The organism is Geodermatophilus sp. URMC 63 (assembly GCF_053502565.1).
Map to the genome: position 1 here is coordinate 1,729,864 of NZ_CP199956.1, position 12,576 is coordinate 1,742,439.

Consider the following 12,576-nt stretch of genomic DNA (forward strand, 5'->3'; position numbering starts at 1 on the left):
GTCCACTGTCGGGGACGCCCGGGCGGGACCGCCACGGTGGGCGGGTGCCGTTCACGTCCCCGTGGCCGGGGGTTCGCGGCCGGCGGTCACACGCGGCTGGGGTCGGCCGCCCGCAGCGCGGCCGGGCTGTCGGCCCCGACGGCCGCGCCCGCGCCGTCGGGCTCGGGGTGGCCGAGCTCGGTCAGCCAGCCGCGCAGCACCCGGTGCAGCTGCTCGGCGCCGACGATCTCGCCGGGTGCGCGCAGCTGCCGCGGGTGGGCGAGGAAGCCGCGCTGCTGCGGGCCGCCGAGCCCGCCGTGCGAGCCGACGTGCGGCTCGAAGGGCGAGGCCTCGTCGGTCTCGGGGTCGTAGCGGCTGTTGACCATCACGTCGGGGCAGTGCGGGAAGGCCGACACGCGGGCCACCAGCGCCGCGGCGTGCTCGCCGTAGGGCGCCAGCGGGTCCTCGCCGAGCACCTCCCCGGTGGCCAGGCGGTGCACGCCGTCGCGGCCGAGCACGACCGGTCCCTGCTCCTCGGAGTGCACCAGCAGGAAGCCGACGCCGTCGTGGTCGACCAGGGCCGGCAGCAGGTCGGGCCAGTGGTGCTCGATCTCCTCCAGCGGCACCCGGCCCGGCAGGTCGGCGAACGAGACGCCCGCGGTGTGCCCGGAGACGGTGACCACCACCCCCGGTGCCACCCGGGCGACGCGGCCGGGCTGCCCCGACGGCGTGCGGTGCCGGTGCTCGCCGGCGCCGGTGGTCTCCACCCGTTCGCGCAGCCGGCGGGCGATCACGCCGGGCCCGGACGCGGCCTCGGCCAGCGCGGAGGCCACCTGCCAGCCCTCGGCCGGGCGGCGGCTGTCGCGGGGCTCCCCGCTGCGCTGCCCCGGTGGTGGGGAGCCGCCGCAGTGCCGCCCGACGAAGGCCTCGATCGTCTCGCCGAACCGCTGCGCGAACGCCTCGCCCTGGGTCTGGCCGTGGTCGGAGAGCAGCACCAGGTGGTACGGGCGGGGGGCGAGCTCGGCGGCGCGCGCCAGCCGGCCGATCTGCTGGTCGATGCTGCGCAGCACCGCGAGGGTGTCGAAGCGCTCGACGCCGCTGTGGTGGGCGACCTCGTCGTAGCCGAGGAAGTCGGCGTACACGGCCGGCCGCCCGGCCAGCATGTCCTCCACGATCGCGGCGACCACGACGTCGCGGGCGATGACCGTCGTCCCCGGCCGGGCCAGCGGGTAGAGGCCGCCGCGGCTGACCCGCGGGCGGACGTCGGCCCGGCGCTGCCGGGCGGCGGCGGCGAGCTCGCGGCCGACGTCGGCGAGCGAGGTCCCGAGCGTGCGGACGGCGTTCACCGGGTTGGCGAAGTAGGCGTAGTAGCCCGCGCCCACCCGGTCGCGGCGCCGTCCGGCCCGCCGCGGCGCCACCAGCGGCAGCGAGCTCATGGTCAGGCTGAGGAAGGGCGCGTCGCCGCTGAACAGGTTGCCGCGGCTGGCGCCGCCGCCGGCGAGCAGCCCGCGGCCGTCGGAGTGCCGCCGCTCCACCTCGGCGGCGTCGGCGGGGTGCGACACCGCGACGACGTGGTCGCGGTCCTTCTCGTACCAGCGGAACCCGACGACGTCGTGGTTGGACCCGTGCAGGATGCCGCACACCGAGGCGCCGGTCTGCGAGCTCCAGTCGGTGTGCCACCAGGTCAGCGCGTGGCTGCCCGAGCGCAGCCACGCGGCGAGCGTGGGCATCGACCCGTCGCGCACGGCACGGCGGGCGACGTCGGCGCCGAGGCCGTCGATCTGCAGGAAGACCACCCCGGGCGGGCACGGCCGCAGGGTCGCGGCGGTGCCGGCGCGGCGCCGGGCGCGGCGGAAGAAGACCTCGTCCTCGTCGAGGGCCAGCGCGCTGCTCACCACCGCCGTCACCGCGGCCATGGCGACGACGACCAGCACGCCGGTGCGCAGGTCGGCCACGACCACGCCGGGGATGGCGAAGGAGACGGCCAGCACCGCCGCCCCCAGCAGCAGGAAGCTGCCCAGGCCCAGGGTGAACACCGCGACGGGCAGGACCACCCGCAGGACCAGCGGCCACACCACCCCGGCGAGCAGGCCGAGCAGCAGCGCGGCCAGCGGCGGCTGCCACCAGCCACCCATGGCGAAGCCGTCGAGCCAGCGGTCGAGGACGACGAGGGCCAGCGTGGTCAGCAGCCAGGTGAGCAGCACGCGCGCCGTCGCCCGGCCGCGGCCGAGCACCCGGCCACCGGAACCGCCGTCGGAGGACCGGCTCACGCCGGGCCGCACGGTGTCGGGCGGGACGTGCGGTCCGGCTCCGGCGCGGGGCGGCGTCGCCGGTGCGCACCCGCCAGGTTGAGCACCGCGCCGACGACCAGGACGAGGACGGTGGCCACCAGGGTGGCCACCAGCGGGTTGTCGAAGACGCCGCCGCTCACGACGCCGAGCAGCGCGTAGGCGACGGCCCACAGCGCGGCGGCCAGCAGGGACGCCGGCAGCAGCCGCCGCCACGGGTAGGCGAGCGCGCCCGCCGCGAGCAGCACCGGGATCCGCCCGGCGGGCAGCAGCCGGCCGATGACGACGAGCTGCCAGCCGTGCCGGCGGAACTGCTCGCGCACCTCCTCGATGCGGTCGGCGTGCTGGCCGCGGGCCACCCAGCGCACCGCGGCCGGCCCGCCGGAGCGGCAGACGGCGAAGGTGACGACGTCGCCCAGCCACGCGCCGAGCGTCGACAGCAGGAGGACCGGCACCAGGTCGAGCCGGTCGCTGCTGGTGGCCAGGGCCGCGGCCGCGCCGACCACCGCCCCGGTGGGCACGACCGGCACCACCGAGCCGAGCAGGACCCCGCCGAGGACCACCGGGTAGCCGAGCGAGGAGCCGTCGGTCCAGCCCGAGGCCAGGGTGGCGCTCACGGCGCACCCGCCGCGGCGGGCAGCGCGATCCGCTCGCCGAGCCCAGGCACGACGACGGAGGTCGGTAGGCCCCGGGCGGCGACCGCGGCGGCGAAGGCGCGCGGCGGGTCGGTCAGCAGCCGGCGGTACCGCGCGGCCAGCCCGGGCAGCCGCGTCCCGCCCGGGACGGTGAGCGTGCCCCAGTGCACCGGGACGGCGACCGCCGGGCGCACCCGCGCCACCGCCTCGGCCGCCCGCCGGGGGTCGAGGTGGCCCGGGCCGAGCGTGGGGCCCCAGCCCCACACCGGCACGAGCGACACGTCGATCGGGCCGCCGTCGACGCCGCGCTCGCCGACCCCGGCCATGCCGTCGTGGAGGTCGGTGTCGCCCAGGGCGTGGACGGTGCGCCCGTCGCCCTCCAGCAGGTGCCCGACGGCGGCGGTGTCGGGACCGTGCGTCAGCCGCGGACCCCACCGGTGCCCGCTGTGCACCGCGGGGACGGCGGTCACCCGCAGCCCGCCGTGCACCAGCGACTCGCCCGGCGCCAGCTCGTCGACCCAGCGCACGCCGCGGGACCGCAGCCAGCCGGCGGCCCCGCGCGGGACGACGACGCGCGCGCCGGGGTCGAGCAGCCGCAGCGAGGGCAGGTGCAGGTGGTCGCCGTGCAGGTGGCTGACCAGCACGAGGTCGACGCCGGCCCACGACGCCGGGGGCGGCAGCGGGACGACCCGGCGCAGCGGGCCGACCGCGCGGGTGAGCACCGGGTCGGTGAGGACGGTGCTGCCCGCCAGCTCGACGCGGACCGTCGAGTGGCCCAGCCAGTGCAGTCCGATCCCGCCCACCGGACCAGTATCGACCCGGGCACCGACGCCTCCGCGTCGTCGTCCCCCGTCCGGGACGCGAGGGCGTTCCGGGTGCGGCCCGGCCCGGCGGGTCCCACCATCGCTGCCATGACCTCAGCGGGAGAAGACCCGGGGTTGTCGCGACCGGGGACCGAGCTGTCGGGGGAGCTGCGCCGCATGGCGCTGCACCTGGAGACCGCCGCGGTGCTGGAGCTCAAGGCCGCGCGGGCCGAGCCCCGGCAGCGCGCGGTGCTGAGACGGCGCGCCGAGCAGCGCCGCCGGGAGGCGGCGCGGCTGCGTGAGCGGCTGGCCGCGTGCGGCGTCGCCCTGCCCCCGCGGGCACCGCGGGCCGCGGCGCCGTAGCGGCCCCGGGCACGTCCGGGGAGCCGGGCGTGCCGGCGGGAGGCGCACCGACGCCCGCGCGAGACACCCGGCGCCAGCCTGCGGCGTGGCCACCTGGGCGGACGTGCGGCGCCTGGCCCTCGCCCTGCCCGAGACCAGCGAGGGCGTCTCGTGGGGCTCGGCGTCGTGGGAGGTGCGCGGCAGGGGGTTCGTGTGGGAGCGCCCGCTGCGGCGGGCCGACCTCGAGCACCTCGGGGACGCCCCGGTCGGTCCGGTCCTGGGCGCGGCTGTGCCCGACGAGGGTGCCGAGCTGGCCCTGGTCGCCGTCGACCCCGCCGTCTACTTCACGACGCCGCACTCCGACGGGTACCCCGCGGTGCTGGTGCGGCTCGAGGAGATCGACGTCGCCGAGCTGGTCTCCGAGGCCTGGCTGGCCAGGGCGCCGAGGCGGCTCGCGCAGCAGCACCTCGCCGGCGGCTGCTGACTCGGGTCCCGCGACGTCGCCGTCTGTGCTGCACTGCCGGGATCCCTCGTGCACTGCGGGCGCTGCAGCACCGGTACTGCACGAGGAACACCCGCAACGGCGCCCCTGGGTACGTCCCCGAGCTCGGCCGGCGCCCGCCGGACGGGACCGGACGATCCCGTCCGGCACCGTCCGGTGCCATCCGCGCGCCGGATCCGCCGCGTGGTGGCACAGTTCACGCCGTGAAGACCTGGCTCGACGCATGGCCGGTGTTCCGGCAGCTGACCGGCCCCGACCCCCTCGGCCGCGGCGCGGCCGCGCGCAGCAAGGCGACGGAGGGCGTGGTGAGCCGCACGGCCACCGCCGACCGCGTCGTGCGCAGCGTGTGCCCGTACTGCGCGGTCGGGTGCGGCCAGCGGATCTACGTCAAGGACGAGCAGATCGTCCAGATCGAGGGCGACCCGGACTCGCCGATCAGCCGCGGCCGGCTGTGCCCCAAGGGCAGCGCCAGCAAGCAGCTGGTCACCAGCCCGACCCGCGTGACGACGGTGAAGTACCGCCGTCCGTTCGGGACGGAGTGGGAGGACCTCGACCTCGACACGGCGATGCACATGATCGCCGACCGGGTCCTCGAGGCCCGCCGCAAGGGCTGGCAGGACGAGAACGACGGCAAGCGCGTGAACCGCACCATGGGGTTGGCGAGCCTCGGAGGGGCGACCCTCGACAACGAGGAGAACTACCTCATGAAGAAGCTCTACAGCGCCATGGGCGCGATCCAGATCGAGAACCAGGCGCGCATATAGCACTCCGCCACGGTGCCCGGTCTGGGTGCCTCGTTCGGTCGTGGCGGCGCCACGAACTCCCAGGAAGACCTCGCGAACTCCGACTGCATCGTCATCGAGGGTTCGAACATGGCCGAGTGCCACCCGGTGGGTTTCCAGTGGGTGAGTGAAGCCAAGGCGCGTGGAGCGAAGATCGTCCACGTCGACCCGCGGTTCACCCGCACCAGCGCGATCGCCGACCTGCACGTGCCGCTGCGCATCGGCACCGACATCGCCTTCCTCGGCGGGCTGATCCGCTACGTGCTCGACAACGACCTGTACTTCAAGGAGTACGTCGTCGCCTACACCAACGCCGCGGCGCTGGTGGGCGAGTCCTACGTCGACTCCGAGGACCTCGACGGCCTGTTCTCCGGCTTCGACCCGGAGAACAACCAGTACGACGAGGCCAGCTGGCAGTACGAGTTCGAGGAGCCGCCGCACTCCGGCTCCGACGACCCGGCCGGTGCCGCCGAGCAGGACCGGCGGGAGCAGCACCCGGAGGTCAAGAAGACCGACCACGCCCAGGCGTCGGGCAGCGGCGGCCCGCCGATCGCGGCCAAGCCCAAGCGTGACGAGACGCTGCAGCACCCGCGCTCGGTGTTCCAGATCCTCAAGCGGCACTTCGACCGCTACACGCCGGAGATGGTGGCCGAGGTCTGCGGCGTCGAGCCGGAGGTGTTCCTGCAGGTCGCCCGCTGGGTGACCGAGAACAGCGGCCGCGACCGGACGACGGCGTGGGTGTACTCGGTGGGCTGGACGCAGCACAGCGTCGGCGCGCAGTACATCCGCACCTGCTCGATCCTGCAGACGCTGCTGGGCAACATCGGCCGTCCCGGCGGCGGCATCCTGGCGCTGCGCGGGCACGCCAGCATCCAGGGCTCGACCGACGTCCCGACGCTGTACAACCTGCTGCCGGGCTACCTGCCCATGCCGCACGCGCTGCAGCACGGGAGCCTCGACGAGTACTGCGCCGACGCGGCCGGCAAGGCCGGCTTCTGGGGCAACAAGCGGGCCTACACGGTGAGCCTGCTCAAGGCCTGGTGGGGCGAGGCCGCGACGCCGGAGAACGACTTCTGCTTCGACCACCTGCCGAAGATCGACGGCGACCACAGCTCCTACCGCACGATCGCCGACATGATCCAGGGCAAGGTCTCCGGCTACTTCCTGGTCGGGGAGAACCCGACGGTCGGGCACCCCAACGGGCGGATGAACCGCTTCGGGCTGGCCAACCTCGACTGGCTGGTCGTCCGCGACCTGCAGATGATCGAGTCGGCGACCTTCTGGAAGGAGTCGCCGGAGATCGAGACCGGCGAGCTGGCGCCCGAGACGATCGGCACCGAGGTCTTCTTCATGCCCGCGGCGACGCACGCGGAGAAGGAGGGGACCTTCACCCAGACGCAGCGGCTGCTGCAGTGGCGGCACAAGGCCGTCGAGCCGCCGAACGACGCCAAGAGCGACCTGTGGTTCTACTTCCACCTCGGTCGCATCCTGCGCGAGCGGCTGGCCGACTCCACCGACCCGCGCGACCGCCCGCTGCTCGACCTCACCTGGGACTACCCGACCCACGGGCACGACCAGGAGCCCAGCGCCGAGGCCGTCCTGCGGGAGATCAACGGCGTCGGCCCCGACGGGCGCGCGGTGTCGGGCTACCTCGACCTCGAGGACGACGGGTCGACGACGTGCGGCTGCTGGATCTACTCCGGCGTCTACGCCGACGAGGTCAACCAGTCCGCGCGCCGCAAGCCCGGCCGCGAGCAGGGTCCGGTGGCCTCCGAGTGGGGCTGGGCCTGGCCGTACAACCGGCGGATCCTCTACAACCGCGCGTCGGCCGACCCCGACGGCAAGCCGTGGAGCGAGCGCAAGAAGTACGTGTACTGGGACGAGGAGGCCGGTCGCTGGACCGGCCCGGACAACCCGGACTTCGAGGCGACCAAGCGGCCGGACTACGTGCCGCCGGAGGGGGCCAAGGCGCAGGACGCGATCGGCGGGGCCGACCCGTTCGTCATGCAGGGCGACGGCAAGGCATGGCTGTTCGCGCCGGCGGGCGTGGTCGACGGCCCGCTGCCGACGCACTACGAGCCGGCCGAGTCCGTCGTCGAGAACGCCCTGTACAAGCAGCAGGCCAACCCGACGCTGGAGCACATCGAGGGGCCGTGGAACCGGGAGAACCCGCCGCTGTCGGACGTCTTCCCGTTCCAGGTGACCACCTACCGGCTCACCGAACACCACACCGCCGGCGGGATGAGCCGCACGCTGCCCTACCTGTCGGAGCTCCAGCCGGAGTTCTTCGTCGAGGTCAGCCCCGAGCTCGCCGAGCTGCGCGGCCTGACCAACGGCGAGTTCGCCACGCTGGTCAGCTCGCGGACGGCGATCGAGGCGAAGGTGCTGGTCACCGAGCGGATCCGGCCGATCCGGCTGCGCGACGGCCAGGTCGTGCACCAGATCGGGATGCCCTACCACTGGTCCTACAGCGGCATCTCGACCGGCGACGGGGCCAACGACCTGCTCGGGATCGTGCTCGACCCGAACACCCACATCCAGGAGGACAAGGTCAGCACCGCCGACATCCGGCCGGGACGGCGCCCGCGCGGCCCGGAGCTCATCGACTTCGTGGAGGGCTACCGGCGGCGGGCCGGGGTGCCGTCGGGGCGGGTCGGGGTCAACGGCCGCGACCCGGTCGAGGCGAACGCCGGCGAGGGGTCGACGCTGTGAGGACCGGAGCACGAGGGAGGAGGCCGGCGTGACCCAGGTCAGTTCGGCGAGCCCGGCCTTCACCGGGCGGGACCCGGAGAACCGGCTGTTCGGGCCGCTGCCCGACGTCCAGGCCGAGGCCGGCTACGACACCGACCACCCCGCGCGGGTCGGCTTCTTCACCGACACCTCGGTGTGCATCGGCTGCAAGGCCTGCGAGGTGGCCTGCAAGGAGTGGAACACCCTGCCGATGGACGACGCGCACGGCGTGCGCGACACCATGGGGCTCTCGGGGATGTCCTACGACAACACCGGGCAGCTGGGCGCCAACTCCTGGCGGCACGTGGCCTTCATCGAGCAGACCCGCACCGTCGACCTGCCGATGCCGACCTTCGGGCGGCCGGGGGACGACCGGCAGGACGCCGGACGCTCGGTCGCCGACGGCGCGAACGACGAGAGCCTGGCGCACGCGCAGCAGTCCAGCGTGCTCAACGCCGAGGCGCTGTCGGAGTTCGACCCGCAGACCGGGCAGTCGGGGTCGGACAAGCAGATCCGCTGGCTGATGAGCTCCGACGTGTGCAAGCACTGCACGCACGCCGGGTGCCTCGACGTCTGCCCGACCGGCGCGCTGTTCCGCACCGAGTTCGGCACCGTCGTCGTCCAGGGCGACATCTGCAACGGCTGCGGCTACTGCGTCCCGTCGTGCCCGTACGGCGTCATCGAGCAGCGCAAGGGCGACGGCCGGGTCTTCAAGTGCACGATGTGCTACGACCGGCTGACCGACGGCCTGCAGCCGGCGTGCGCGACCGCCTGCCCGACCCAGTCGATCCAGTTCGGCAACCTCGACGAGCTGCAGGCCCGCGCCGACGCGCGGCTGGCTACGCTGAAGTCGCAGGGTGTGGAGACCGCGCGGCTCTACGGTCGCGACGAGGACGACGGCGTCGGCGGCGCGGGGGCGTTCTTCCTGCTGCTCGACGAGCCGGAGGTCTACGGCCTGCCGCCGGACCCGGTGGTCACCACGCGCGACCTGCCGGCGATGTGGCGGTCCGCCGCGGCCGCGGCGGCCATGATCGTCGGGGTGGCGCTGTCGGCCGTCCTCGGCTCGCGGAGGTAGGGGACGTGACCGACGGGATCACCACGCCCGGCGCCGGCTGGCGCCGGGCGGACGGGCCGCCGGCGCAGCAGCGCCAGAAGCGGCGTCGCCGGCGCGGCGGCGGCCGCCCCGGCGGTGAGGTGGCGATGGTCGAGGAGGCCCAGTTCACCTCCTACTACGGCCGCCCGATCATCAAGCCGCCGGTGTGGAAGTCGCCGGACGTGCCGCTCTACCTCTTCCTCGGCGGCGCGGCCGGGACCTCGTCGATCCTGGGGGCGATGGCCGACCTCAGCGACCGGCCGACGCTCACCCGCAACTCCCGCTACCTCTCCGGGGGCGCGGCGCTCGCCTCGGTCGCGTTCCTGATCCACGACCTCGGCCGGCCCGAGCGGTTCCTGCACATGCTGCGGGTCATCAAGCCGACGTCCCCGCTGTCGATCGGCTCCTACATCCTGGCGCCATTCAGCGCGGCGGCCAGCGCGACCGCGGCGGTGGAGGTGCTGGGCTGGTTCCCGCGCCTGAAGCGCTTCGGCGGGGTGGTGGCGGCGCTGTTCGGCGGCCCGCTGGCCACCTACACCGGGGTGCTGTTCGCCAACACCGCCGTCCCGTCGTGGCACGCCGCGCACCGGGAGCTGCCGTTCGTCTTCGGCGCGTCCGGCATGGCCGCCGGCGGGGGGCTCTGCATGGCGCTCACGCCGCTGGACGAGGCCGCGCCGGCGCGCAAGATGGGGATCATCGGGGCCGGCATCGAGCTGGCGGCGCTGCGCCGGGTCGAGCACAGCGGCAGCATCGTGTCCGAGCCGTACCGCATCGGTCGCGCGGGCGTGCTGATGCGCGCGGCGCGGGCGTGCACGGCGTCGGGGATGGGGCTGGCGATCCTCGGCGGGCGCACCCGGCTCGGCGCCGTCGTCTCGGGCACGCTGCTGGCGACCGGGTCGCTGCTCACCCGCTTCGGCGTCTTCGAGGCGGGGATGGCCAGCGCCAAGGACCCCAAGTACACCGTCGTCCCGCAGCGCGAGCGGCTCGCCGCCCGCGAGGCCGGCCAGCAGGTCGCGCAGAACGGGCACGCGCCGACCGTCACCCGCTGACCCGGGCGCTCGGCGTCAGGACGACGCGGGGTCCGGCGGCACCAGGTCGGGGACACGTCGCCGGCCCGCCGACGCCGGCCGGGGGCGGTCCTGCCGGTGCAGGCGCACGGCGACCAGCGCGACGTCGTCGGTCGGGTGGCCGTCGACCATGCGCTCGACGAGCCGGTCGCACATCTGCTGCAACGGCAGACCGCCGAGGTCGGCCAGCGCCGTGGCGAGCCGGGTCTGGCCGTCGTCGAGGTCGGCGTCGCGCCGCTCGACCAGGCCGTCGGTGTAGAGCAGCACGGTCGAGCCCCGCTCCAGGACGGCGACCGACTCGCGGCGCGGGGCGTCCGGGTCCACCCCGAGCAGCAGGTCGGCGCGAGGTCCCCGGAGCACCGAGACCGCGCCGTCCGGGGTGATGAGCACCGGCGGCGGGTGGCCGGCGTTCGACCAGCGCATCCGGGTGACGCCGCGGTCGATCTCCTCGGGCGTCTGCTCGAAGCGGGCGACGGCGGCGGTGGCCAGGGAGCCGAGCTGCAGCAGCGCCATGGCTCGGTCGAGGTCGCCGAGGACGGCGGCCGGGCCCTCGCCGGTGCCGATCGCGATGCCCCGCAGCAGGCTGCGCAGCTGGCCCATGGTCGCGGCCGCGGCGCTGTCGTGGCCGACGACGTCGCCGATCACCAGCGTCGTCGCGCCGTCGGCCTGCAGGAAGGCGTCGTACCAGTCGCCGCCCACCGCGGCGCCCTCGGCCGCCGGGAGGTAGCGCACGACGATCTCGGCGTGGTCGGGCTCGGGTGGCGCCGTGAGCATCGAGCGCTGCAGTTCCAGCGCCAGCTGCCGCTGGGTGCCGTAGAGGCGCGCGTTGTCCAGGGCGGTGCCGAGGCGGTCGGCGACGTCGGACAGCGTCGCCACCTCCTCGGCGGTCGGGACGCGGCCGCCGGTGTAGAGCAGCGTCAGCAGGCCGAGGGTGTGCCCACGCCCGCGCAGCGGCAGGGCGAGGGCCGCGCTCGGGGCCAGCCGGCTCAGCAGCTCTCGCGGCTCCCCGGCCGGGGTCGCGGCCAGGGCCTCGGCGCCGGTGAGCTGCACGGCCTGCCCGGTGGAGATGGCGCGGGAGACCGTGGGGAGCGTGGGGAGCGCGGCCAGGCGGGACCGCGCGTAGCGGTCCAGCAGCTCGCGGGCCGTCTCCTCGGCGTGCCAGGTGCTCGCGGAGGACGCGCGGCCCTGCGGGTCGAGGACGCTGACGATGCACGCGTCGGCCAGCACCGGGACGGCGAGGCGGGGCACCTGCCCGGTGGCCACCTCGGCGTCCATCGACCCGGCCAGCTCGGTGCTGATCCGGGCCACGGTCGCCACCCGCTCGGCGGCCCGGCGGAGCTCCTCCTGCGCGCGCACCCGGTCGGTGACCTCGAGGAAGTAGACCGACAGCCCGTCGTCGGTGGGCCAGGCGCGCAGCTCGTACCAGCCGTCCAGCGGGGCGGGGTAGTACGCGTCGAAGGAGACCGGCCGGCCGGTGTCGACCGCGCGGCGGTAGCTCTCCTCGAACACCGAGTTGACCGCCGCGGGGAAGGCGTCCCAGATGACCTGGCCGAGCAGGTCGGCCCGGGAGTGGCCCAGCAGCCGCTCGGCCTCGGCGTTGACGTGGGTGAAGCGCCAGTCGGGGTCCAGCGAGTAGAAGCCGGCGGGCATGGCGTCGAGGACCCGGGCCACCCCGAGGTCGTCACCGCGCTGCCCGGTGGCGTCGCACGCGACGCCCAGCAGCCGGGTGGCCGCGCCACCGGCGTCGCACAGGGCGCGGCCCCGGGCGGTGACCCAGCGGAGGGCGCCGCCCGGCAGGCAGACGCGGTACACCGCCTGGAAGTCGCCGCACGTGTCGAGGGCGTGCTGGATGGCCTCCGCCACGTCGTCGCGGTCGTCCGGGTGCAGGCGGCAGACGAACCCGTCGATGGTGCGGTCGAAGGTCGTCGCGTCGTGCCCGAACAGCGCCAGGCAGCGCTCGTCCCAGTCGAGGACCCCGGTCTGGAGGTCCCAGTCGAACGTGCCGAGGCCGGCGGCCTGTGCGGCCAGCTCGGTGCGTGACGCGGCCGCGGTCTCCCCGGCGTGACGTCGTGCCGGCAAGAGCCGCGTGTCCAGCGGCCCGTTCCGTACTGCGTTCACGTCGTGCCTTTCCCCGGTGCTGGGGATCCGTGGTCCGGGTCGGACCCTCCCGGTGGTTCGAGACACGGATCGGCTCTTGTGTACAACACAGGTTCCGTTGTGCGCAATGCAACCGTGGGGAACGTCTCCCTGGAGTAGCTGCCGGCGGTGGTGCTGGAGGTCGCCTGGCACGGGAGCCGGCCTCGTTGAGCCGCCCTGGCCCTCGGTGCGTCCGCCCCGTTGCGGACGCCGGCCGGG

General features: G+C 75.1%; 8 protein-coding genes and 1 pseudogene. 5 read left to right on the top strand and 4 right to left on the bottom strand.

What is annotated here, in order from left to right; all coding sequences use genetic code 11:
- Positions 1-86: 86 nt before the first annotated feature.
- From ACWIZO_RS08410 to ACWIZO_RS08420, 3 genes are read right to left on the bottom strand one after another with little or no spacing between them, the layout of a single operon-like run.
- Positions 87-2,249, bottom strand: a complete 2,163-nt coding sequence (locus tag ACWIZO_RS08410; RefSeq protein ID WP_448642038.1) for a phage holin family protein — start codon at positions 2,247-2,249, stop codon at positions 87-89.
- Positions 2,246-2,884, bottom strand: coding sequence for a DedA family protein (locus ACWIZO_RS08415; RefSeq protein ID WP_448642039.1), 639 nt, complete (start codon positions 2,882-2,884; stop codon positions 2,246-2,248). The genes ACWIZO_RS08410 and ACWIZO_RS08415 overlap by 4 nt, the downstream gene beginning before the upstream one ends.
- Positions 2,881-3,705 carry an MBL fold metallo-hydrolase gene (locus tag ACWIZO_RS08420; RefSeq protein WP_448642040.1) on the bottom strand — a complete coding sequence of 275 codons (825 nt, stop codon included), beginning with the start codon at positions 3,703-3,705 and terminating at the stop codon, positions 2,881-2,883. Before ACWIZO_RS08420 ends, ACWIZO_RS08415 begins: the two co-directional genes overlap by 4 nt.
- Before the next feature lie 108 nt (positions 3,706-3,813).
- Between ACWIZO_RS08420 and ACWIZO_RS08425 the strand changes: the two genes are divergently transcribed.
- From ACWIZO_RS08425 to nrfD, 5 genes and pseudogenes are all read left to right on the top strand, one after another.
- Entirely contained in the window at positions 3,814-4,068 is a 255-nt protein-coding gene (locus ACWIZO_RS08425) for a hypothetical protein (RefSeq protein WP_448642041.1), read from the top strand.
- 85 nt (positions 4,069-4,153) lie between these two features.
- Positions 4,154-4,531: an MmcQ/YjbR family DNA-binding protein gene (locus tag ACWIZO_RS08430; protein ID WP_448642042.1), complete on the top strand. Its 378-nt coding sequence runs from the start codon at positions 4,154-4,156 to the stop codon at positions 4,529-4,531.
- A 221-nt stretch (positions 4,532-4,752) separates the two neighbouring features.
- Positions 4,753-8,043: pseudogene (gene fdh / locus ACWIZO_RS08435) on the top strand (formate dehydrogenase).
- A 28-nt stretch (positions 8,044-8,071) separates the two neighbouring features.
- Positions 8,072-9,136, top strand: a complete 1,065-nt coding sequence (locus ACWIZO_RS08440; protein WP_448642043.1) for a 4Fe-4S dicluster domain-containing protein — start codon at positions 8,072-8,074, stop codon at positions 9,134-9,136.
- Positions 9,137-9,141: 5 nt separating this feature from the next.
- A complete protein-coding gene (gene nrfD, locus ACWIZO_RS08445) occupies positions 9,142-10,203 on the top strand; it encodes an NrfD/PsrC family molybdoenzyme membrane anchor subunit (RefSeq protein ID WP_448642044.1) in 1,062 nt (353 codons plus the stop codon).
- A 15-nt stretch (positions 10,204-10,218) separates the two neighbouring features.
- On the opposite strand, the gene ACWIZO_RS08450 is transcribed toward nrfD, so the two are convergent.
- Positions 10,219-12,300 (bottom strand): SpoIIE family protein phosphatase, encoded by a 2,082-nt coding sequence (locus ACWIZO_RS08450; RefSeq protein WP_448642045.1) that lies wholly within the window; start codon positions 12,298-12,300, stop codon positions 10,219-10,221.
- Positions 12,301-12,576: the final 276 nt, after the last annotated feature.